The following is a 20,829-nucleotide window of genomic DNA, read 5'->3' as shown; positions in this document are numbered from 1 at the left end:
TCACCACCAGCGTCTGTGTTTGAGCCAGAGGGCCAGTCCCAGCGCCAGGCCACCCAGGCTGACACAGAACACCCAGAAGGCGGCAGGGCTCTCGGCACCCGGGATGCCCCCCAGATTGATGCCGAACAGGCCGGTCAGGAAGCTGGCAGGAAGGAACAGCAACGCCATCACCGACATCTGGTAGGCGCGGCGGTTGGTCGCCTCGGCCACCATGTTGTTGACCTCGTCCGCCAGCACGGCGGTGCGCGCCACCCCGGCATCCAGATCGTCGAGCCAGCGCCGCAGGCGGTCGGCGATGTCCAGCAGGCGGCGCCTGTCATCCTCGTCGAACCAGCCGATCTTCTCGCTGGCGAGGCGGGCGATGAGATCCCGCTGGGGAGATAGGTAGCGGCGGATCATGATCAGCTGCTTGCGAATGCGTGCCAGGCGGCCCATGGTCGGCAGCTCCCGCTCCAGCACCTGCTCCTCTATGGTCAGGATCTGATCGTGCAGCTCCTCGACGAACTCCCCCGCCCTGTCGGTCAGGGCGTCGCAGATCTCCACCAGCCAGTCCGCCGGATTGTCGGGCCCGGCCCCCAGCCGCAGCTGCTCGAAGACATCTTTTTCCGACAGCAGGGGGCGACGACGACTGCTGATGATGAGGTCCGGGGTGATGAAGATACGCAGGGCCACCATCTCTTCGGGCCTGTGATCCTGGTTGTGATTGATGCCGCGCAGGATCAGCAGCACCGTCTCTCCCATGCGTACCAGCTTGGGGCGGTTGCTCTGACCGAGCAGGGCTTCCCGGGCCGCCTCCCCCAGCAGGGGAGTCTGCAACAGCCAGCGGGCCGCCTCGGGATTGCCGTAATCCAGATGCAGCCAGCTCGGCTGACTCCCGGGCAGCTGCGCACCGGCCCCGAGGGGCTGCATGCCCCCCTTGCCGTCCAGACTCAGACCATAGATAAGCTCACTGGGTACCCGATCCACGCCACCTCCCCCTTGATTGATGATATGCCTCGGCGGGGCCGGGGCAGCAGTCGCCCAGCTTACACCAAAGCCGGGACCGTCTCAGCCCTGGCCGTGGTAAGATGCGCCCTCATCACAGCCTGGAGATACCACCATGCCCATCTGGGTCGACGCCGACGCCTGCCCCATTCCGGTCAAGGAGATCCTCTACCGTGCCGCCCACCGTGCCCGGGTCGTCACCACGCTGGTGGCCAATCAGGGGCTGAGAGTGCCCCCCTCCCCCTTCATCAAGACCCAGCAGGTAGCGAAGGGGTTCGACGTGGCGGATCACGTCATCGCCCAGCAGGTCACACCGGGTGATCTGGTGATCACGGGGGACATTCCCCTTGCCTCCTGGGTCATAGACGCCGGCGGCGAGGCCCTCAATCCCCGCGGCGAGATCTACACCCGGGAAACCATCCAGGCCCGGCTCGGCATGCGCAACTTCATGGAAGAGCTGCGCTCGGCCGGGGTACAGACCGGCGGCCCGCCCCCCTTCAACGCCGCCGACAAGCAGCGCTTCGCCAATGCGCTGGACAAGTGGCTGCTCAAGGGCAAGTTAAGCTGACCCCCAGACCCTTCATTCTTCCTTAAGTCTCGGCCCCTAACCTTGTCGCTGTTCCATCCCGATCAGCAAGGAAGAATCATGACAACGACATCGGAAGTGAGAGTCTGGGATCCCCTCGTCCGAGGGTTTCACTGGACCACGGTGATCCTCTGCCTGCTCAACTTCTTCGTCTTCGAAGAGGGCGGCAGCAACCACAGGTATGTCGGCTATGCCCTGGCCGCCCTGCTGTCGTTTCGACTGCTGTGGGGGTTGGTGGGATCTTACTACGCCCGGTTTGCCCAGTGGTGGCCGACGCCAGACAGGATCCGCAACTATATGGGACAACTGTCCCGGGGCCACCATCCTTACTATCTGGGTCACAACCCCTTGGGGGCATTGATGATCTGGTTGCTGCTGCTGTCGCTGGCCGGCACGGTCGCGACCGGCTGGCTCACCACCTTGGCGCCTTTCAAAAGAGCAGAGTGGATGGAGGAGGCCCACGAGATCCTCGCCAATACCCTGATGGCCGCCACCGGCATACACGGGGCCGTGGTGCTCCTGACCGACAGGCTCACCCGCAGCGATCTGCTGCGTGCCATGGTGCGGGGGAGAAAGCGGGTGCCCACGGGGATCAAGGTGGAAGATCCGCGCAGCGAATGACAGGGTCGGCCCTCGGCCCCGATTTTTGCTGCAATGGCTCGTGACACTGGTAAGATGCGCCGCCATTTCCCCATGCCGTAGCCACCATGACCGCCCAAGGGCATCTACTGTTTTCTGTCACCTGCGCCCTGCTGGCCCACAAGTTGCCACTCACCCCAGCCCTGGCCGATGCCAATCTCGGCCAGACCATGCTGGCTGCCCTGGCCACCTCCCTGTTGCCGGATCTCGATCACCCCAAATCGGTGCTGGGGCAGAAGGTACGCTGGATCTCTGTGCCCCTCTCCCGCCTGTTTGGCCACAGGGGATTCACCCACAGCCTGCTGGCCGTCGCGCTCTGCGCCTGGGGGCTGGGCAGCAATGCCATGACCGACCTGATGCCCGTCGCGGTCAAGGATGCCCTGATCCTGGGCTACCTGAGTCACCTGCTGGGGGACTGGCTCACCCCCGCAGGCATACCGCTGCTCTGGCCCATCAAGCAGCGCTTTCGCCTGCCCGGCTGGCCCCTGCGCAGTGGTGGCGCCATGGAGACAGGTTTTTGCACCCTGAGCCTGCTGATCGCGGGTTACTGGGCTTACTGACAAGGCGCCCCCTATTTCCCACCCTGGCCGACAGCCTGCCCCGACCATAAAGGGACTCTATCAAAACCAATCATGATTTATTATTCCCTGGGTAGCAAGCTTCCAGAAAATCACTAATTTTTATTATATCAATAGCGATTGGACAGATATCTCCTACTCACCTAAACATATAAATCACCTGCATTAATATAAAAATCAATAACGATATATTGATAAAGGGAGGACTTATGTAAATAGGGGTAGAACGGCAAAGCCTTATCATGAGCAAGGGCTAGCATCAGACTGAATGCCCTTTCAAGAGGTGAGCACCTCGGCAAGGCAAGCTTGAGTCGTCATTTCAATAAACATAAACGATATAGCCACCATTAATTAAAGAGGATGGTTACGGGATATTTTTCCCGAAAAAAATGCGCACTCATATTGAATCGTTCTGATTTGTTAATGACAAGGAGAAATACCATGAGCAGGATGCTTAATATCTTACTCCCATTTCTTTTCACACTCACCTTGTATGCCTGCGGCGGCGGTGGAGGAGGGGGAGGCGACGATGCCAGCCCCCCAAGCCCAACCTCAGCCAAGACATTGAGCAGCCTCCAGATCACCGCCGATGACACCGGAGCCGGGGCCCGCGGGGCCGTGGATCCCCAGGTGCCCATCGGCATCAACAGCCAGTATCAGGCCATCGGGACCTACAGCGATGGCACCACGGCGGATCTCACCAAAGAGGTGACCTGGGCCAGTTCAGACACCTCCATCGTGACGGTCGATGAGGCCGGGATGGCCAAGACCCACAATCTGGGACAGGCGATCATCTCGGCCAGCCATCAGGGCAAGACCAGCAATGCGTCCAGGTTCCAGGTGACCAATGCCATCGTCACCCGGATCCAGATCAGCACCTCCCCTCCCACCCTGGCCAAGGGGCTCAAGCAGCAACTCACCGCCAGGGCCACCTTCTCGGATGGCAGCGTCAAGGATGTCTCGTCCCAGGCCAGCTGGAGCAGCAACAAACCCGAGGTGCTCACTGTCGACAACAAGGGCGAAGCGACAGGCAAGGCCGTCGGCGTCGCCACCGTCACCGCCAGATTGCAGGAGGTGAGCGGGCAGATCGGCATCTCGGTCACCAATGCCACCATCAGCCAGATCCAGATCCTCCCCTCGTCCCTGACCCTGGCCAAGGGCATGAACGGCCAGCTGGTCGCCATTGCCCAGCTCAGCGATCAGACCACTCAGGACGTTTCCAACCAGGTCGCCTGGCTCAGCAGCGCCACCAACGTTGCCACCATCAGCAATCTGGGGGTCGTCAGTGCGCTGACCCCAGGAGCCAGCACCCTCTCGGCCAGCCTGCTGGGGGTCACGGGCAGCATCAGCCTGACCGTCACCAATGCCACCCTCAATAGCGGCGGCCTGACCATTACCACCCCGCCCCTGACCCTGGCCGCCGGCCTGACGGCCCAGCTCGTCGCCACAGGCAACTACAGCGATGGCAGCACGGTGGACGTCACCGCCAGCGTCAGCTGGACCAGCAGTGATCCCCTCGTTGCCAGCGTGAGCCTGACCGGTCTGGTCAGCGCCGTCGCCCCCGGCACTGCCACCATCACAGGCACCCTGGACGGCGAGAGCACCAGCCTCCAGGTCACTGTCACCAATGCCACCCTCAATGCAGGCGGGCTCACCATCACGGTTCCCCCTCTGACCCTGGCCGTCGGTCTGACCGGACAACTCAGCGCCAACGGCAGCTACAGCGACGGCAGCAGCCGGGATGTCAGCGCCGATGTCAGCTGGAGCAGCGACGATCCGTCCGTCGCCACTGTCAGTGCCACCGGTCTGGTCACCGCCGTCGCCCCGGGTACCGCCATCATCACGGGCACCCTGGGCGCCGAGAGCGCAACCCTGCTGGTCACCGTCACCAACGCCACCCTCAATACGGGAGGTCTGGCCATTACCACCCCGCCCCTGACCCTGGCCGCCGGCCTGACCGGGCAACTCTCGGCCAGAGGCAGCTACAGTGACGGCAGCAGCCGTGATGTCACTGCCAGCGTCAGCTGGTCCAGCAGCAACACGGCCGTTGCCACCGTGAATGCCACCGGCCTGATCACAGCCGTCTCCCCCGGCACCGCCACCATCACGGGCACCCTGGATGGCCAGACGGCAACCATCCTGGTCACTGTCACCAGCGCTACCCTCAACGCGGGCGGCTTGACCATTACCACCCCGCCCCTGACCCTGGCCGCCGGCCTGACTGGCCAACTCGCGGCCAGAGGCAGCTACAGTGACGGCAGCAACCGTGATGTCACCACCAATGTCAGCTGGACCAGCAACAATGCGGCCGTTGCCACCGTCGGCTTGCATACCGGCCTGGTCAGCGCCGTCGCTCCGGGTACCGCCACCATCACGGGGAGCCTCGGCGGGCAAAGCGCCACCATACTGGTCACTGTCACCAACGCCACCCTGGTCAGCGATGGCCTGGAACTGAGTACGGGAGCCCTGCTCGACACCCTGCCCGTCGGCACCACCACCCAGCTGACCGTCAGCGCCACCTTCAGCGATGGCAGCAGCCAGAACGTGACCGCCCTGTCGGCCCCCAACAGCAGCAATACCGGGGTCGCCACCGTCTCGCCCAGCGGGCTCATCACCGCCGTGGCGCCGGGGAGCGCAAGCATCACCGCCAACTACGCAGGGCAGTCGAAGGCGCTGACCATCACGGTCACGCCCACCGTACTGACCGGCATCCAGCTCACCCCCCCCGTCATCAGCCTGATTGAAGATCTGACCCAACCCCTGGTGGCCATCGGCCTGTTCGACAACGGCACCACTTCGGACATCACGGATCTGGTGGCCTGGACGGTCGCCCCGGTCGATGCCGCCCTGGTGAGTAGCGACGGCCTGCTGACAGCCCTGCTGCCCACAGTGGGAGGCACGGTCAAGGCCACCCTGAACGGTATCGACAGCAACCTGGCACAGCTGGATATCACCTCGGCCACCCTGGATCACCTCGATATCCTGGATGTCCCCGTCAACCTGGTCGCCGGGCTGCTCTCCCAGCTCAGGGTCAATGCCATCTATAACAACGGTCTGGTGGTGGATGTCACCAGTCAGGCGAACTGGAGCAGCAGCAATCCCCTGGTGGCGACCGTGGTCAATGGCCTGGTCACCAGTCTGCTGCCCGGCTCAGTGACCCTGACGGCCGAAGTCGGAGGGATCAGCAACACGGTAACCCTCAACGTCGGCAACCCCAGCCTGGACAGCCTGACGGTACAGGGGGATCTCAGTGACCTGCCCTTCGGGATCCAGCGTCAGCTGAGGGCCTTCGCCAAATACTCCAACTCGGCGACGCCGGTCGATGTCACCGGTCAGGCCCAGTGGAGCAGCAGCAACCCGAGCGTGATCGCCGTTGGCAACCTGTCGAACAAGGGGCGGATAGAGGCCAAGGCCAGCAGCGACACGGCCACCATCAGCGCCAGCCTCAATGGTGTCAACAGCCTGCCGACGGCTCCCATCACGGCGGCCCCCTCGGTGGTCAATGCGGTGGCCATTGCGGGCGGCAGCTCGGGCACACTGATCGTCGGCACCAGCGTGCAGCTCTCCGCCCAGGCCAGCCTGAGCGGCGTGGGCAGCCCGCAGGACGTGACCAACCTCACCAGCTGGGTCAGCAGCAACAGCAGCGTATTGACCGTGACCCAGCAAGGCCTGGTCACCGCCGTCGGTCCGGGCACGGCCACCATCACGGGCACCTACTCAGGCGTCAGTGGCAGCCAGGCATTTACCGTGTCTGCCGCCAGCCTGGATAGCCTGACGCTGACCTGCACCAAGGGGCTGGTGGTCGAGTTGCTGGGGATCCCGGTCGCCAACCTGATCAGCCTGCAGGCCACGGGTCACTACAACAACGGCTCGAGCCAGGATCTCACCAACGTGGCGAACTGGACCCAGGACGGCGCTCCCATCAGCGTCAACCTCGGCTCCACCAGAACCGTACTGTTGAGCGATACCGTCACCTATGGCGCCAGCAAGGATGGCGTGAGCGGCACAGTGACCGCCCTCGCCGATTGCCTCTAGTGACCCATCACTCTCAACTCGAAGGGCTCCGATAAGGAGCCCTTTTTCATGGCGCTGGCGCCCAAGCCGTACTCCGCCCCTCTCTTCTGCGCAAGCGTTCAAAAATTCACCGCATCCCGAACCGGGTTCTGGTACAATGCGCGCCCTTGCGCACGACGCAGCCCGTTTTCTCCGATATAGAGTCCTTTTGTGAACAACAGCGAATTTAGCAGTCTCAATCTCTCCCCCGCCCTGCAAGAAAACCTCACCAGCCTGGGTTACCTGCAGATGACCCCGATCCAGGCCCAGAGCCTGCCCCTGGTACTCGAGGGCAAAGACCTGATCGCCAAGGCAAAAACCGGCAGCGGCAAGACAGCCGCCTTCGCCCTCGGCCTGCTCTCCCGCCTCAACGTCAACCGTGTCGACGTACAGGCCCTGGTGCTCTGTCCGACCCGCGAGCTGGCGGATCAGGTGGCCCAGGAGATCCGTCGTCTGGCCCGCGCCCTGCCGAACGTCAAGCTGGTGACCCTGTGTGGCGGCACCCCGACCGCCCCCCAGTCCGCCACCCTGAGCTTCGGTGCCCACATCGCCGTCGGCACCCCGGGTCGCATCCTCAAGCACCTGGAGCAGGGCACCCTGGAGCTCTCCAGCCTGGAGACCCTGGTACTGGACGAAGCGGATCGCATGCTGGACATGGGCTTTGGCGAAGACATCAACAAGGTGATCCGCCATGCGCCCGAGCGCCGCCAGACCCTGCTGTTCTCCGCCACTTATCCGGAGGGGATAGCCCAGATGAGCCGCGGCGTGCAGCGCAACCCGGTCGAGGTGAGCGTGGAGTCCCTGCACGAGGGCAGCGCCATCGAACAGAAGCTGTATGAAGTGCCGGCCGGTCAGCGCCTCGACGCCCTCACCTGGCTGCTGAGCCACCATCAGCCGAGCTCCTGCGTGGTGTTCTGCAACACCAAGCGCGCCTGCAACGACGTGGCCGATCACCTGGCCGCCAAGGGCTTCTCGGCCCTGGCGCTGAACGGCGATCTGGAGCAGCGGGAGCGGGATCAGGTACTGGTACGCTTCGCCAACGGCAGCGCCACCATACTGGTCGCCACCGACGTGGCGGCCCGGGGTCTCGACATCAAGGAGCTGGGCGCCGTCATCAACTACGAGCTAACCTACGACCCTGAAGTGCATGTGCACCGCATCGGCCGTACCGGTCGTGCCGGCCAGCAGGGCCTGGCCCTGAGCCTGTATCAGCCCAACGAAGCCCAGCGCGTCAACCTGATCGAGGAGTACCAGCAGGCCCCCATGCCACTGGGGGATCTCGATACTCTGGGCCGCGACATCAAGCCGATAGCGCCGCAGATGGTGACCCTCTCCATCGATGCGGGCCGCAAGACCAAGGTGCGGGCCGGTGACATCCTGGGGGCCCTGACCGGCGAAGGTGGCATTGCCGGCAGCGACGTGGGCAAGATCCAGATCGCCGAGCAGTACTCCTACGTGGCGGTCAAGCGCCAGGTGGCGAGCGCCGCCCTCAAGCGGCTGCAGGAAGGCAAGATCAAGGGGCGCAGCTACCGCGCCCGCAAACTGGGCTAAGGTGCTTAACAAGCCGTTGGCCAGACCACAGGCGCCTGACAGGCGCCTGTTTCATATCATTCGCCGCCATGCGGCAAGACAGGTGACATGACCCAAGCAACCCAGAGCGATGTGAGCTGCCAGAACTGCGAAGCCTGCTGCTGCCGCCTCGAAGTGATGCTCTTTACCGATACCGGCGTGCCGGATCGCTATGTGCTCGATCGAGAAGGGGAGATCCCCGTGATGCGCCGGCTGGACGATGGCTGGTGCGCGGCGCTGGACCGCAACACCATGATGTGCCGCATCTATGAGGTGCGGCCCCTCATCTGCCGCGAGTTCGAGATGGGCGAACCCGATTGCGTCGACGAGCGGGACAAGTGGTTTATCACGCTGGCGTGATATCGCTTGGCTCAGTACCCAGCTGCTGTTCCAGCCAGCGCAGCGCCTCATCGGCTCCTTGCGTGTAATGGATGGCCTTGAACGGCAAGGCGCCAAACACCTGCTCGGCCAGGTAGCGCTTGAAGTGACCCGATAGCACCACGGCCAGGTATGCGCAGCCATGGGCGGCACACCAGGCAAACTGGCCACGAAAATGCGCCAGCACCTCGGGTCCTGCCGCCTCGAACTCGGTGGCATCTTCGAGCAGGGCCCAGGCCGCACTGCCCAACCCCTGCACTCTGGCCTGAAAATCGGCCTCATAGGATCTGGCCCCGGCCAGATTGAAGGGCCCTTTCGGCCGACATATCAATATCCGCCCCCGCTGTTCCATCTCGAACTGACCATGCACCTGCACCCTGCGTCCCTCTCGCGGCTTGTTTCGGTCGCTATTCTGATGACTTTGACATCAAGATGCCAGCCGTGCGGCGCCTCTCCCTCATTCGTCATCGCCCTGCCAGCTTTGTAACATTGCAGTTAACAAAACCTTGCTGCTATGATGCGCACGCCCAACCTTCCACCAGCTATAAGGTTCTTATCTTCCCTAGGAGTGTCGTGTGAATAATAAGGATGTCAGTCGTTATCAGAGAATATGGCGTTGGCACTTCTATGCCGGTCTGTTTGTTGCCCCCTTCCTGATCCTGCTCTCCCTGACCGGGATCATCTATCTGTTTCAGCCCCAGCTCGATCGCCTCATGTATGCCGAACTGCAGACCGTCACCCCTGGCCTGCAGCGCATGGATGCCGACTTCCTGGTCAACAAGGCCCACGGCTCCCTGCCCGGCAGCGAGATAGTGAAGTACATTCCCGCCCCGGCGCCGGATCGCAGCGATCAACTGGTGGTGCGCCATCAGGGCCAGGAGTTGACTCTCTTCATCGACCCCATCCGCGGCACCCTGCTCGGCAGCCAGGACAATCAATACAACCTCCAGGCCATGGCGCGCGCCCTGCACGCCGACCTCATGCTGGGCACCACTGGGGATCGGCTGATCGAGCTCGCCGCAGGCTGGGGCCTGGTGCTGGTCGGCACGGGTCTCTATCTGTGGTGGCCCCGCAAGGGGCCCGGCATGCAGGGGCTGCTCTGGCCAAGGCGGGACCAGAAGGGTCGCCTCTGGTGGCGCGACATGCACGCCGTGGTCGGCTTCTGGGGCGCCGGCTTCCTCATACTGCTCTTGCTGACCGGCATGACCTGGACCGGCTTTTGGGGGGACAAGTTCGCCGGGGTCTGGAACCGCTTCCCGGCCCAGATGTGGAACCAGGTTCCCACCTCGACCCCGCTGACCCGCACCCTGAATCACGCCCATGAGCAGACGGTGCCCTGGGCGGTGGAAACCCTGCCCATGCCGGAATCCGCAACCCATGACCACAGCGCCATGGGTCATGCCGCAGGCCCGGCCGAGCCCGGCCGCATCAGCTGGCAACAGGTAGTGGAAACCGCCTCCGGTCGCCAGGTGCAACCCGGTTACAGCATCACGCCGCCAGCGGGATCCAAGGGGGTGTTCACCCTCTCGGTCTTTGCCGATGATCCGCGCAACGATGCCACCCTGCATCTGGATCAATACAGCGGCAAGGTACTGGCCGATGTGCGCTGGCAGGATTACGGCCCGGTCGCCAAGGCGGTCGAGACCGGCGTCATGCTGCACATGGGCAAGATGTACGGCTGGCCCCATCAGCTGGCCATGCTGCTCATCTGCCTGATGATCTTGCTGAGCTCGGTCAGCGGTCTCTGGATCTGGTGGCGCCGTCGTCCGGCGGGTCGCCTCGGGGTGCCTCCCCTGCCCAGTCCGCTGCCCTCCTTGCGTGGCGCCCTGGTGCTGCTGATCCTGCTTGGCCTCGCCTTCCCCCTGGTCGGCGCCTCCATGCTGGTGATCTGGCTGCTCGACAGCCTGCTGCTCACCCGCCTGGGTGCGCCCCTGGCGCGGCTGAGGTAAGTCGGCATCCATCAAAAAGGGCCCCATCAGGGCCCTTTTTTGTTCACTCCAGCCGCAGAAAGCGGCCGGTGAGGGGCGGCAGGTCCACCGTCAAGCTGCTACCCCCCATGGCCAGGCGCTCGCCGCTCTGCAGATCCACCAGGGTGCTGCCGCTGCGCAGCTTGGCCAGAGGCAGGCTGTAGCTCTGGGGCGTGGTGGAGACATTGAGCAGGTAGACAACTTGCTCGCCCGCCGTCTGCTTGATGTCGCCATAGACGCTGCCCTCGGCCACCAGCTTGACCCGCTCCCCCTGATAGAGGGCGGGGTGGGCGGCGCGCAGGGCCATCAGCTGGCCAAGCCACTGCTTCAGGTCGCTCTGCTCAGTGCTCGGCACGAAGCCGGTGACACCGGGCACCTTGCCGTCGCTGCGGGCCACATGATCGTCACAGAGCCCCTGGGCCGCACAGTCGCCCCCCACCTGATTGGCAAAGCCAGGCACCTCGTCGCCGAACTCCTCGCCGTAGTAGAGGGTGATGGGGCCGGAGCGGGCCGCCAGGAAGCTGAAGGCCGCCTTGTGGCGCTGCCAGTAGTCCGCCGGATTGAAGTTGCCGCGCTCCAGCAGATCGCCGAAGCGCACCAGATCGTGGTTGCCCAGCATCAGGTTCGGCATGGCGTGGTCGGGGTAGTTCTCCACCTTGTTCCAGCTGGCGTCGAGCACGCTGGCCCCCTGCCCGCCCTTGCCGGACTCCTCCACCGCCAGTGCCTGCACCAGACCGTAGCGCAGGGGGAAGTCGAACGCCGAAGAGAGCGCCGGGTTGTCGCTCGGCCCGTACGCCTGGGCCCGGATCTCGTCGGCCCCCTTCCACACTTCCCCCACCATATAGCCGAGGGTGCCCCACTGCTGGCCGGCGGCCTTGCGCGCCGCGCTGGCCCGCGCCACCTCGGCGCGAATGGCGCGCCAGTCATCCAGCCCCAACTGATAGGCCTGATCGAGGCGCCAGCCGTCGATGCCGTACTGCAGGACCCAGTAGCGGGCCACCTCCTTGAAGTAGGCCAGACTCTCGGGCTGGCCGTAATCCACCAGCTGGCCCGGGTAGCCGGCGCCACCGCTCTTGAGGGCGGGCAATCGCCCCTCGGGGGAGGGCTTGCTCACTCCCACCTTGCTGACGTGGCCGAACACGCCGTCGAGGAAGACGTAGAGACCGCGCTGGTGGGCCTCATCCACCAGGGTCTTGAGCTGGGCATTGCTGCCGAAGTGGGGGTCCACGTTGAAGAAGTCACAGGCGAAGTAGCCGGTGGCATCCAGCCGATCGTCCCCGCCCTGCCCCGCGCAGGAGTCGAACACCGGTGTGAGCCAGATGGCGTTGACGTTGAGGCTCTTGATGTGATCCAGGCTGTCGATGATCCCCTGCAGATCGCCGTTGTGGCGGGAGGGGCCGTAGCCGACGCCGTAGTTGGCGCTGCCGTCGCCGTCGACGAAGGACTCCACCATCACCTGATAGGTGCGCAGGTTGCAGGCCGGCTGGTCATTGCCGTAGCAGGCGCGACTGGCCGGGGCTGGGGGCGGATTGGCCGAGGGGGGCCGGGGTTCGCTGCCGGATCCCCCGCTGCCGCACGCAGTCAATAACAGGGCGGCCCCGATGAGGCCGCCATGGCGCAACCATCCTTGTTTCATTGTTATCTTCCCGCTGTGGTGAGATTGGCGCAAAATGCGCCAGCCTGGGGCCATGATAACGGCCTCGCCAGGGCGGGTCTGTGACTGAAAACGTTACCTGACTCAAGGCGTTAGCCTGGCGCACTCAGCCCGCACCGGGCTCGGGGAAACCCTCCCGCTCGTCGACGGGCTTGATCAGGTGGTAGACCTCATGGGCCGACAGGGTGCAGCCCGAGGGCCACTCCAGCTGGTGGCGGCGATTGATGAAGACACGGGCACAGCGCCGCTCCGTATCCAGCGCCGCGAACAGGGGCTGGCTGCGCCAGGGGATGAGATCCAGCACCCCTGTGGTGCCGTCGGAAAGCACCACGAACAGAGACCAGCCCTGCATATATTCCACATCGATGAAGACCGGCATCCTTTCGGCTCCGATTGAGAAAATCCGGCGCCATTATAGGCAAGCCCCCCTCCCCGCTGTGCAGACGGGATCACAGTTTTTCCAGTCGTTTATGCTGGCCGCCTGGCGCAGCAAAACGGCGCGCAGGGTATAAAGATCCATTTAAATGACAATGAAACGCAACCTTTCCCCTTTCCCCGTGTCTTACCAACGACAATAAAATAATGTCTGAAGAAACAGGCATATACAGGCTTATATCAGGATCTCTTAATGACACAGCTCAAACGATGGCTCGGCCCTTTCTGGCCTTTTGCCTGCTTTTCCTTGTTCGCTCTCTGCCTGCTCGGATTCTCTCGCCTCGGCCTTGCTCTCTGGCAGGCGGATCGCGTCAGTGCGGTCGATGGTTGGGGCACCATACTGCTGCAGGGGCTCAGGGTCGACTTCGCCACCCTCTGCTGGGTGTGGGGCATTCCCGCCATGTTCACCATGCTGCTGGCCGGCCCCCACGGGGCAGGGCGGGTCTGGCTCTCTCTGATGAGAGTCTGGCTGACCCTGAGCCTCTGGCTCATGGTGTTTCTGGAGATCTCCACCCCCGCTTTCATCACCGAATACGGGGTCAGACCCAACCGTCTCTATATCGAATACCTCATCTATCCGAAAGAGGTGCTCTCCATGCTGTGGACGGGCCGCAAGGGCGAACTGCTGCTGGCGGTCCTGGTCAGCCTGCTGACCCTCTGGGGTGGCTGGCGTCTGTCGGGGCTCCTGCTCGGCGGGCTGTCGCTGCCACGCTGGTCCCTGCGTCCTGTGTTTACCCTGCTGATCCTGGCCATCGGCTTTCTCGGCGCCCGCTCCAGTCTGGGGCACAGGGCCCTCAATCCCGCCATGGTCGCCTTCGCCGACGATCCCCTGGTCAATGCCCTGACGGTCAACTCCTCCTACTCCCTGTTCTTTGCCATCAAGCAACTCGGCAACGAGGAAGATGCCGCCAGCATGTACGGCACCCTGCCGGATGAGCGGGTCATCGAGATAGTCCGGGCTGAGAGCGGTCGTCCCGCGGCGGCCTTCGACTCGGTCAGCCTGCCGAGCCAGAGCTTCAACCCCGCCAGCCATCAGGGCAAGCCGAAAAATCTGGTGATCCTGCTGCAAGAGAGCCTGGGCGCCCAGTTCGTCGGCTCCCTCGGCGGCCTGCCGCTCACCCCCAACATAGATGCCCTGTCCCGGCAGGGCTGGGCGTTCGAGCAGCTCTATGCCACCGGCACCCGCTCGGTGCGCGGCATAGAGGCGGTCGTCACCGGCTTTACCCCGACGCCGGCCCAGGCCGTGGTCAAGCTTGGCAAGAGCCAGACCAACTTCTTCACCCTGGCGGACCTGCTCAAGCAGCGCGGCTACAGCACCAGCTTCATCTATGGCGGCGAGAGTCACTTCGACAACATGCGCAGCTTCTTCCTTGGCAACGGCTTCAGTCAGATAGTCGAGCAGAAGGATTTCAAGGATCCCGTGTTCGAAGGATCCTGGGGGGCCTCCGACGAGGATCTGATGACCAAGGCCAATGACACCTTCGAGGCGCTGCACAAGGAGGGCAAACCCTTCTTCAGCCTGGTGTTCAGCTCCAGCAACCATGATCCGTTCGAGTTCCCGGATGATCGCATCGAACTGTATGAACAGCCCAAGGCGACCCGCAACAACGCCGCCAAGTACGCCGACTATGCCATCGGCGAGTTCTTCAGGAAGGCAAAGCAATCCGAATACTGGCAAGACACCCTGTTCCTGGTCATCGCCGATCATGACAGCCGGGTCGGTGGCGCCAGCCTGGTGCCCATCCCCCGCTTCCATATCCCCGGAGTCATAGTGGGGGACGGCATAGCACCTAAACAGGACAGGCGCATCGTCAGCCAGATCGACATGGCGCCGACCCTGCTCTCCCTGATGGGCATAAGTGCCAGCTACCCCATGCTGGGCCAGGATCTGACCCGCACGCCGGACGACTGGCCCGGACGCGCCATCATGCAGTACGACAAGAACTTCGCCCTGATGCGGGGCAAGGATGTGGTGATACTGCAACCCGAGCAGGCGGCCGAAGGCTTCGTCTATGACGCGACCGCCCAGACCCTGCGCCCTGCGCCCCAGTCAGATGCCATGAAGGAGCAGGCACTGGGGCTGGCGCTGTGGGGCAGCATGGCCTATCAGCAGGGGCTCTATCGCACCGCCGACACCACAGAGACAACCTCCAAGCAGCAGGGGATCCATCGCACCGCCGACACCACAGAGACAGCGACCAAGCAGCAGGGGCTCCATCGCCCCCCAGAAGACGCCGATACCGTTGTCAGATAGTGCCCGCCATGCACCATGAAACAACCCGCCAGCAGGCGGGTTGTTTCATGGTCGGCGAGGCGGTCAGGTAGTCAGAAAGCAGGGCAGGGAGCGGCTGAACCTGTGCTCGAACACCAGGGAGGTCTCGAGGTGTACCACCTCCTCCCGGGAGGTGAAGTGGTCGAACACGAAATTGCGCAGATGCTCGGTGTCGGCGACGCACAGATGCACCAGGAAATCATCCTTGCCTCCCATGTGGAACAGGCTGATCACCTCGGGCAGCAGCAGGATGGCGTCGCGAAACTCGTCGATGATCTGGCGGCTGTGGCGTGCCAGCTGCAGCGAGACCATGGCCTGGATATGACCGCCGAGGGCCTGGTGATCGACCTCGCAGTGGGCCCCCTTGAGCACCCCATCCTGCTGCAGCTTGCGCACCCGCTCCAGGCAGGTGGAGGGCGCCACCCCGACCAGGGCCGCCAAGTCCTTGTTGGTCATGCCTGCATCACGAAACAGGTGTGCCAGGATATCCAGATCCAGCTGATCCAGGTTTCTCATCTCTACTCCTTGAACCGATCAAATTGTCCCAACTCTGCCCGACAAGCGCCGCAAACACAACGCGCAAGACGCCAGGGGCCACGACCTGAGGCCCCAGCAGCCGGGCTGGTCGGCATCATGGCGATGCACGTCAATAAATGTTTGCTTTTTGCCCAGCTTGCCGCCATAGTGTGCGCCGGCTAGTCAATCAGCCCTGTTTATGTTCGCAATGCTTCACCTCACGATGAATCCTGCCAGTACCCACATAACCTTCTTCTGATTCACTCGCCTTGAGAACCGTCAGGCTGTCTGCCTGCGTTGCCCGGCTCTCACGGTGCAGACCCGATCTGCCCACCCAAATACACTATGCAACCGCATAGTCCTTGGTGCATTCCTTGACACAGTGCAGACGCCCCTGACAGGGCTGGGTATTCCTGCGTGGATCTGACCACGCCCATTGACCTGACATTTGCAAATACAAGGAGCAAACACTTAATTTATATAGAGAAATACCATGATGAAAGCCATACAGACACACAAACCCCTGCGTCGCAGCAAACCCATCAACCTGCCCCCGCAAGAGCAGGATTCCGATGCGTTCCTGATCCAGTTCAGCACCCGCTTCAGCGGCGGTTTTGCCATCTCCTGTGATGGTATCGCCGGCGAGTTCTCCATCGAAGACCTCAACTGATCCCGCCTGCCCCTCGGCAGCGCACGATGCACAAGGGCCGCAACTCACGGCGGCCCCCTTGTCCAACGATCCGCCTCCTTCCCGCCAACAGACTCCCAGCGGCCAGTGCAGCCTGTCGCCATGTCACGACTCAGACCAGAGTGGTTTCAGCTCCAGCAGCCTCCAGCAGCAGACACGCGTCCGCATCCTCGCTCAATTTCACCAGACGACTCTGCACCAGCCCCAGTTTGGCCAGCAGCGCCACCGAACGGGTATTGCCCGGAGTGACGATGGCGATGACCCGGGCGATCCCGAGCCGCTCCCGACCATCCCGCAGCGCCGCCTGGGCCGCCTCGATGGCATAGCCCTGGCCGCGATAGGCGGGCAGGAAGGCATAGCCTATGTCTTCGCAGGGCAGGCTGTCGCGCCTGATCAGGCCGCAGATCCCCAGCTTGGCGCCGTCACTGCGGCGGGCGACCAGATAGAGGCCGTGACCATGATGGGCATAGCTGACGGCGGGCCCCTGCTGTATGTAATGCTCGGCATCGGCCAGGGTGCGCACCCCGCGATCGCCGATGTAGCGGTGGAAATCGTCATCGCTCAGCAGGGCGAGGATGAAGGGGGCATCGGCGCAGGTCAGCTCCCGCAGGATCAGGCGATCGGTAACAATCATGGGTTCTCTCACAGCAGACCATGGATGGGATTCTCAAGACTGCCCCCGGAAAGGGCCGATGGCAAGGGCCCTCACTCGGATCGGACGCCTCCCCCGCGGGCAGGTTATACTGGCCGCCCTTTTCTGACACAGCCCGAGATGACCTCATGAACGACACCCCCCATGACGATGCCAACGACACCGAATTTTTCGACGAGAAGACCCTGCTGGAGATGGTCGACAACCAGCTGCTCGATGGCCACCCGCTCCAGGTCAAGGCGACCCTGATGCGACTGGTGATGAAGGGCACCCCGCGGGAGGAGGCGTTGCAGTACATCGCCTGTGCCCTGGGCGCCGAGCTGATGGCCATGGAAGCGGATCAGGGCCCCTTCAATGTCGAGCGTTACGCGCAATTCCTCGACACCTTGCCCGAGATGCCCTGGGCCGAGTGAGCCGGTACGCCACCTCGAACGGGTAGGATCCCGCCACAGCCGTTATCATTAACTCCCACCGGATTGAGGAGTATCGAACATGCGCTGGCAAAACCGTCGTGAGAGCAACAATGTCGAGGATCGCCGCCAGCAGGGCGGTGGCGGCAGGGGGGGCCTGCCCCTTGGCGGCAAGGGACGCCTGATCCTGCTGGTGGTGGTCATGGTCGCCGGTTACTACGGTGTGGATCTCGGCCCCCTGCTCAATGGCCCGGATCCGGGTCAATCCATGTCGCAGCAAACCGGGGCAGGTCAGCCGGGCAAGTCCGCCGCGGATGACGAGCTGGCGCGTTTCACCTCTGTGATGCTGGCCTCGACCGAAGATACCTGGGGCGCCATCTTCCAGAGTGCCGGCAGCCGCTATCAGCCTCCCAAGCTGGTGCTCTACCGCGGTGCGACCCGCACCGGCTGCGGCCAGGGGCAGGCCGTGATGGGCCCCTTCTACTGCCCCGCCGATCGCTCCGTCTACATAGACCTCTCCTTCTACCAGGACATGAAGACCAAGCTGGGGGCCGACGGCGACTTCGCTCAAGGTTACGTGGTCGCCCACGAGGTGGGCCATCATGTCCAGAACCTGCTCGGCATCTCCACCAAGGTGCGCCAGCAACAGCAGGGGCTGAGCCAGGCGCGCCAGAACCAGCTGTCAGTCAAGCTGGAGCTGCAGGCCGACTGCTTCGCCGGGGTCTGGGGTCATCAGATGGAACAGGAGCAGGTGCTGGAGCGTGGCGATCTGGAGGAGGCCCTCAACGCCGCCCAGGCCATAGGCGACGACCGCCTGCAACAGCAGAGCCAGGGGCGCGTGGTGCCGGACAGCTTCACTCACGGCAGCTCGGCCCAGCGCCTGGAATGGTTCAAGCGGGGCTTTGACAGCGGGGATCCCGCCCGCTGCGACACCTTCGCCGCCCGCTGATCCCGGACAAAGGGGCCGGATCCTGCCAGGATCCGGCCCCTTTCATACAGACTCTCCTTCGCGAGTTAGCCGAGGGATCCCGCTCCCGTCAGGCGGGCGGGCAGACCACTCCCCCATCCGGCGCTGCCGGCAGGAGGTCGGTAAACAGGAAGTCATCCCGCAACACGCTCTCCCCCACCCGTATCGCCAGGGGCCGCAGGAACATGGGGCCATCAAGGGCCAGGGTGTGGAATTCACCCTTCTCGCCGCAGGGGTCCACGCCCGCGGGCAGGGCCGCCAGCAAGGCGTCATCGAACTCGTGGCCCCCCAGGGTGGCTGGCAGCTTGCGGGGATCCAGGCAGCTGATACGGGCCCTGAGCCCGGCGGCCATCATCTCCCGGGCGAGTTGCGCGGTATCGCTGCCCCAGAGCGGGAACAGGGGGCTGATGCCCGTCCCTGCGAGCTGGCGCTCCCGATAGGCGCGCACGTCCTCGAGGAAGAGATCGCCAAATGCCATATGGCGGACGCCACTGGCCACCACGCCCGCGATGAAGTCGCTCATGACCCGGCCATACTCCTCGTTGCTGCAGGGCCAGGGCAGGTCGATGCAGTGCAGCGGCAGCCCCACGCACTCGGCCTGCTCCGTCAGCAGCTGCTTGCGCACCCCGTGCATGGCCACCCGCTCGAACGCCTGGTTGAGGGTGGTAAACAGACCCACCACCTCGATGCCCGGATCCTGGCGCAGGCGATGCAAGGCCCAGGCGCTGTCTTTGCCGCTGCTCCAGGAAAGCAGGACCCGCGTGGGGGCGACATCCGGTTGTTTCATTCGTTTCTCTCCTCATGGCACCACAGGATTGCAAGACTGTGTTGCACATTGCGCGATTTACACCCAGGGACACAAAAGCATACTCTCGAGGGTGAGCGTACCCCAGTGCAAGGGGGAACAATAACGAAAAAATAATGGGGAAACATAAGGATATGACAACAGCCGCCCAATCAGATGGCCATGCCCGCCCACTCAACCGGCAGGATTACAAGACCCTGAGTCTTGCCGCCCTCGGCGGAGCCCTCGAGTTCTACGACTTCATCATCTTCGTCTTCTTCGCCGTGGTGATAGGTGAACTCTTCTTCCCCGCCGACATTCCCGAGTGGCTGCGCCAGTTCCAGACCTTCGGCATCTTCGCCGCCGGCTACCTGGCCCGCCCGCTGGGGGGCATCATCATGGCCCACTTCGGCGACCTCATCGGCCGCAAGCGCATGTTCACCCTCAGCATCATCATGATGGCGCTGCCCACCCTGCTGATCGGCCTGCTGCCCACCTATGCCGCCCTCGGCATCGCCGCCCCCCTGTTGCTGCTGCTGCTGCGGATCCTGCAAGGGGCCGCCATCGGCGGCGAAGTGCCGGGCGCCTGGGTCTTCGTGGCCGAGCATGTGCCCGCCCGCCGCATCGGGGTCGCCTGCGGCACCCTCACCGCCGGGTTGACCGCCGGCATACTGCTCGGCTCCCTGGTGGCCACCGCCATCAACCGCAGCATGAGCCCGAGCGATGTGAGCGAGTGGGGCTGGCGTCTGGCCTTCATCCTTGGCGGCGTGTTCGGCATCGTCGCCATGTACCTGCGCCGCTGGCTGCACGAGACCCCGGTGTTTGCCGAGATGCAGGCCAACAAGACCCTGGCCGAGGAGCTTCCCCTCAAGACGGTGCTGCGCGAGCACAAGGGCAGCGTCATCGTCTCCATGCTGCTGACCTGGCTGCTCTCCGCCGGCATAGTGGTGGTGATCCTGATGACCCCCACCTATCTGCAGAAGCTGCACGGGGTCAGCCCGGCCGATGCCCTGACTGCCAACTCCCTGGCCATCCTGGCCCTCACCCTGGGCTGCATCGTCTACGGCCGCCTCATCGATGCCATTGGCAGCGGCCCCACCTTCGTGCTGGGCTCACTGCTGCTGGCCGGCGCCAGTTACGCCTTCTACCACGGTCTGCAGGCCGGCACCGAGCAGCTGGTCCCCCTCTATACCCTGGCGGGCTTCGCGGTGGGGATCGTCGGCGCCGTACCCTATGTGATGGTCAACGCCTTCCCGGCGGTGGTGCGTTTCTCCGGGCTGTCGTTCTCCTACAACGTGGCCTACGCCATCTTCGGTGGCCTCACCCCCATGCTGGTGACCCTGTGGATGAAGCACGACGTGCTGGCGCCCTCCCACTATGTGATGTCCCTGTCGGCCCTCGGCTGCCTGCTCGGCCTCTTCCTCTGGTCCAGGCAGCGCAGCCAGCGGCAGGCCGTGCCACAGGCGGCCTGATTTACCCAGGCGCGGAGCTCCTTTGACCCCGGTAAAAAACCGCCTGCTACCCCGCGCCCCGACTCTGCTCCAGGCAGCGCAGCCAGCGGCAGGCCGTGCCACAGGCGGCCTGATTTACCCAGACACGGGTCGCCTTTGATCCCGGTAAAATCCGCCTGCTACCCCGCGCCCCGACTCTGGTCGGGGCGCAACTATATGGCCTGTGTTCAGCATGGTCGGCATAAG

General features: G+C 63.8%; 18 protein-coding genes and 1 pseudogene. 12 read left to right on the top strand and 7 right to left on the bottom strand.

The features are described 5' to 3' along the window. A complete protein-coding gene (zntB, locus tag ACEUCR_RS09880; RefSeq protein WP_042001107.1) occupies nt 1–966 on the bottom strand; it encodes a zinc transporter ZntB in 966 nt (321 codons plus the stop codon). A 133-nt stretch (nt 967–1,099) separates the two neighbouring features. Here zntB and ACEUCR_RS09875 point away from each other — a divergent pair, with 133 nt between their 5' ends. The 6 genes from ACEUCR_RS09875 to ACEUCR_RS09850 all read left to right on the top strand — a co-directional run bounded on the left by ACEUCR_RS09875 (nt 1,100) and on the right by ACEUCR_RS09850 (nt 8,769). Next, nucleotides 1,100–1,552 carry a YaiI/YqxD family protein gene (locus tag ACEUCR_RS09875; protein ID WP_042001111.1) on the top strand — a complete coding sequence of 151 codons (453 nt, stop codon included), beginning with the start codon at nt 1,100–1,102 and terminating at the stop codon, nt 1,550–1,552. 78 nt (nt 1,553–1,630) lie between these two features. Then, nucleotides 1,631–2,191 (top strand): cytochrome b/b6 domain-containing protein, encoded by a 561-nt coding sequence (locus ACEUCR_RS09870; protein ID WP_408789815.1) that lies wholly within the window; start codon nt 1,631–1,633, stop codon nt 2,189–2,191. Nucleotides 2,192–2,277: 86 nt separating this feature from the next. Beyond that, on the top strand, nt 2,278–2,769 hold the full coding sequence (locus tag ACEUCR_RS09865) for a metal-dependent hydrolase (protein WP_408747069.1): 492 nt from the start codon (nt 2,278–2,280) through the stop codon (nt 2,767–2,769). Nucleotides 2,770–3,351: 582 nt separating this feature from the next. Beyond that, complete coding sequence (locus tag ACEUCR_RS09860) at nt 3,352–6,822, top strand: beta strand repeat-containing protein (RefSeq protein WP_408789813.1); 3,471 nt, start codon at nt 3,352–3,354, stop codon at nt 6,820–6,822. A gap of 189 nt (nt 6,823–7,011) precedes the next feature. Then, nucleotides 7,012–8,391, top strand: coding sequence for an ATP-dependent RNA helicase DbpA (dbpA, locus tag ACEUCR_RS09855; protein ID WP_408747067.1), 1,380 nt, complete (start codon nt 7,012–7,014; stop codon nt 8,389–8,391). 87 nt (nt 8,392–8,478) lie between these two features. Beyond that, nucleotides 8,479–8,769: a YkgJ family cysteine cluster protein gene (locus ACEUCR_RS09850; protein ID WP_408789810.1), complete on the top strand. Its 291-nt coding sequence runs from the start codon at nt 8,479–8,481 to the stop codon at nt 8,767–8,769. On the opposite strand, the gene ACEUCR_RS09845 is transcribed toward ACEUCR_RS09850, so the two are convergent. After that, nucleotides 8,756–9,139: a hypothetical protein gene (locus tag ACEUCR_RS09845; RefSeq protein ID WP_408790107.1), complete on the bottom strand. Its 384-nt coding sequence runs from the start codon at nt 9,137–9,139 to the stop codon at nt 8,756–8,758. The genes ACEUCR_RS09850 and ACEUCR_RS09845 overlap by 14 nt on opposite strands. A 223-nt stretch (nt 9,140–9,362) precedes the next feature. Here ACEUCR_RS09845 and ACEUCR_RS09840 point away from each other — a divergent pair, with 223 nt between their 5' ends. Then, a complete protein-coding gene (locus tag ACEUCR_RS09840) occupies nt 9,363–10,736 on the top strand; it encodes a PepSY-associated TM helix domain-containing protein (protein ID WP_042001126.1) in 1,374 nt (457 codons plus the stop codon). Nucleotides 10,737–10,779: 43 nt separating this feature from the next. On the opposite strand, the gene ACEUCR_RS09835 is transcribed toward ACEUCR_RS09840, so the two are convergent. Further along, on the bottom strand, nt 10,780–12,390 hold the full coding sequence (locus ACEUCR_RS09835) for an alpha-amylase family glycosyl hydrolase (protein WP_408789807.1): 1,611 nt from the start codon (nt 12,388–12,390) through the stop codon (nt 10,780–10,782). A 124-nt stretch (nt 12,391–12,514) separates the two neighbouring features. Next, a complete protein-coding gene (locus ACEUCR_RS09830) occupies nt 12,515–12,787 on the bottom strand; it encodes a DUF2442 domain-containing protein (RefSeq protein WP_042001131.1) in 273 nt (90 codons plus the stop codon). 249 nt (nt 12,788–13,036) lie between these two features. Here ACEUCR_RS09830 and ACEUCR_RS09825 point away from each other — a divergent pair. Next, a pseudogene (locus ACEUCR_RS09825) lies at nt 13,037–14,989 on the top strand (LTA synthase family protein); the annotation flags it as partial. Between the two features lie 171 nt (nt 14,990–15,160). Here ACEUCR_RS09825 and ACEUCR_RS09820 read toward each other — a convergent pair. Then, nucleotides 15,161–15,631 (bottom strand): Lrp/AsnC family transcriptional regulator, encoded by a 471-nt coding sequence (locus ACEUCR_RS09820; RefSeq protein ID WP_042001133.1) that lies wholly within the window; start codon nt 15,629–15,631, stop codon nt 15,161–15,163. Between the two features lie 493 nt (nt 15,632–16,124). On the opposite strand from ACEUCR_RS09820, the gene ACEUCR_RS09815 reads away from it, so the two are divergent. Beyond that, nucleotides 16,125–16,301 (top strand): hypothetical protein, encoded by a 177-nt coding sequence (locus ACEUCR_RS09815; RefSeq protein ID WP_084205547.1) that lies wholly within the window; start codon nt 16,125–16,127, stop codon nt 16,299–16,301. A 130-nt stretch (nt 16,302–16,431) separates the two neighbouring features. Here ACEUCR_RS09815 and ACEUCR_RS09810 read toward each other — a convergent pair whose 3' ends face one another. Then, nucleotides 16,432–16,953, bottom strand: a complete 522-nt coding sequence (locus ACEUCR_RS09810) for a GNAT family N-acetyltransferase (protein WP_042001135.1) — start codon at nt 16,951–16,953, stop codon at nt 16,432–16,434. Nucleotides 16,954–17,099: 146 nt separating this feature from the next. On the opposite strand from ACEUCR_RS09810, the gene ACEUCR_RS09805 reads away from it, so the two are divergent. Continuing rightward, nucleotides 17,100–17,384 (top strand): hypothetical protein, encoded by a 285-nt coding sequence (locus tag ACEUCR_RS09805; RefSeq protein WP_042001137.1) that lies wholly within the window; start codon nt 17,100–17,102, stop codon nt 17,382–17,384. 79 nt (nt 17,385–17,463) lie between these two features. Then, complete coding sequence (gene ypfJ / locus ACEUCR_RS09800) at nt 17,464–18,330, top strand: KPN_02809 family neutral zinc metallopeptidase (protein ID WP_042001140.1); 867 nt, start codon at nt 17,464–17,466, stop codon at nt 18,328–18,330. Nucleotides 18,331–18,418: 88 nt separating this feature from the next. On the opposite strand, the gene ACEUCR_RS09795 is transcribed toward ypfJ, so the two are convergent. Next, nucleotides 18,419–19,135: a Dph6-related ATP pyrophosphatase gene (locus ACEUCR_RS09795; protein WP_408789805.1), complete on the bottom strand. Its 717-nt coding sequence runs from the start codon at nt 19,133–19,135 to the stop codon at nt 18,419–18,421. Between the two features lie 152 nt (nt 19,136–19,287). On the opposite strand from ACEUCR_RS09795, the gene ACEUCR_RS09790 reads away from it, so the two are divergent. Continuing rightward, a complete protein-coding gene (locus ACEUCR_RS09790; protein ID WP_408789802.1) occupies nt 19,288–20,604 on the top strand; it encodes an MFS transporter in 1,317 nt (438 codons plus the stop codon). Nucleotides 20,605–20,829: the final 225 nt, after the last annotated feature.

Origin of the sequence: Aeromonas bivalvium (genome assembly GCF_046078285.1) — a bacterium.
In the GTDB taxonomy this organism is placed as follows: Bacteria; Pseudomonadota; Gammaproteobacteria; order Enterobacterales; family Aeromonadaceae; genus Aeromonas; species Aeromonas bivalvium.
The sequence above is the reverse complement of the archived record's forward strand: the minus strand, read 5'-3'. Positions and strand labels throughout refer to the sequence as shown.

What these genes read in the sequence shown, in the direction of transcription:
- ACEUCR_RS09875 (WP_042001111.1), top strand. Translation starts at nt 1,100, where the DNA reads ATGCCCATCTGGGTCGACGCCGACGCCTGCCCCATTCCGGTCAAGGAG.
- ACEUCR_RS09870 (WP_408789815.1), top strand. Translation starts at nt 1,631, where the DNA reads ATGACAACGACATCGGAAGTGAGAGTCTGGGATCCCCTCGTCCGAGGG.
- ACEUCR_RS09865 (WP_408747069.1), top strand. Translation starts at nt 2,278, where the DNA reads ATGACCGCCCAAGGGCATCTACTGTTTTCTGTCACCTGCGCCCTGCTG.
- ACEUCR_RS09850 (WP_408789810.1), top strand. Translation starts at nt 8,479, where the DNA reads ATGACCCAAGCAACCCAGAGCGATGTGAGCTGCCAGAACTGCGAAGCC.
- ACEUCR_RS09845 (WP_408790107.1), bottom strand. Translation starts at nt 9,139, where the DNA reads ATGGAACAGCGGGGGCGGATATTGATATGTCGGCCGAAAGGGCCCTTC.
- ACEUCR_RS09835 (WP_408789807.1), bottom strand. Translation starts at nt 12,390, where the DNA reads ATGAAACAAGGATGGTTGCGCCATGGCGGCCTCATCGGGGCCGCCCTG.
- ACEUCR_RS09830 (WP_042001131.1), bottom strand. Translation starts at nt 12,787, where the DNA reads ATGCCGGTCTTCATCGATGTGGAATATATGCAGGGCTGGTCTCTGTTC.
- ACEUCR_RS09820 (WP_042001133.1), bottom strand. Translation starts at nt 15,631, where the DNA reads ATGAGAAACCTGGATCAGCTGGATCTGGATATCCTGGCACACCTGTTT.
- ACEUCR_RS09815 (WP_084205547.1), top strand. Translation starts at nt 16,125, where the DNA reads ATGATGAAAGCCATACAGACACACAAACCCCTGCGTCGCAGCAAACCC.
- ACEUCR_RS09810 (WP_042001135.1), bottom strand. Translation starts at nt 16,953, where the DNA reads ATGATTGTTACCGATCGCCTGATCCTGCGGGAGCTGACCTGCGCCGAT.
- ACEUCR_RS09805 (WP_042001137.1), top strand. Translation starts at nt 17,100, where the DNA reads ATGAACGACACCCCCCATGACGATGCCAACGACACCGAATTTTTCGAC.
- ypfJ (WP_042001140.1), top strand. Translation starts at nt 17,464, where the DNA reads ATGCGCTGGCAAAACCGTCGTGAGAGCAACAATGTCGAGGATCGCCGC.
- ACEUCR_RS09795 (WP_408789805.1), bottom strand. Translation starts at nt 19,135, where the DNA reads ATGAAACAACCGGATGTCGCCCCCACGCGGGTCCTGCTTTCCTGGAGC.
- ACEUCR_RS09790 (WP_408789802.1), top strand. Translation starts at nt 19,288, where the DNA reads ATGACAACAGCCGCCCAATCAGATGGCCATGCCCGCCCACTCAACCGG.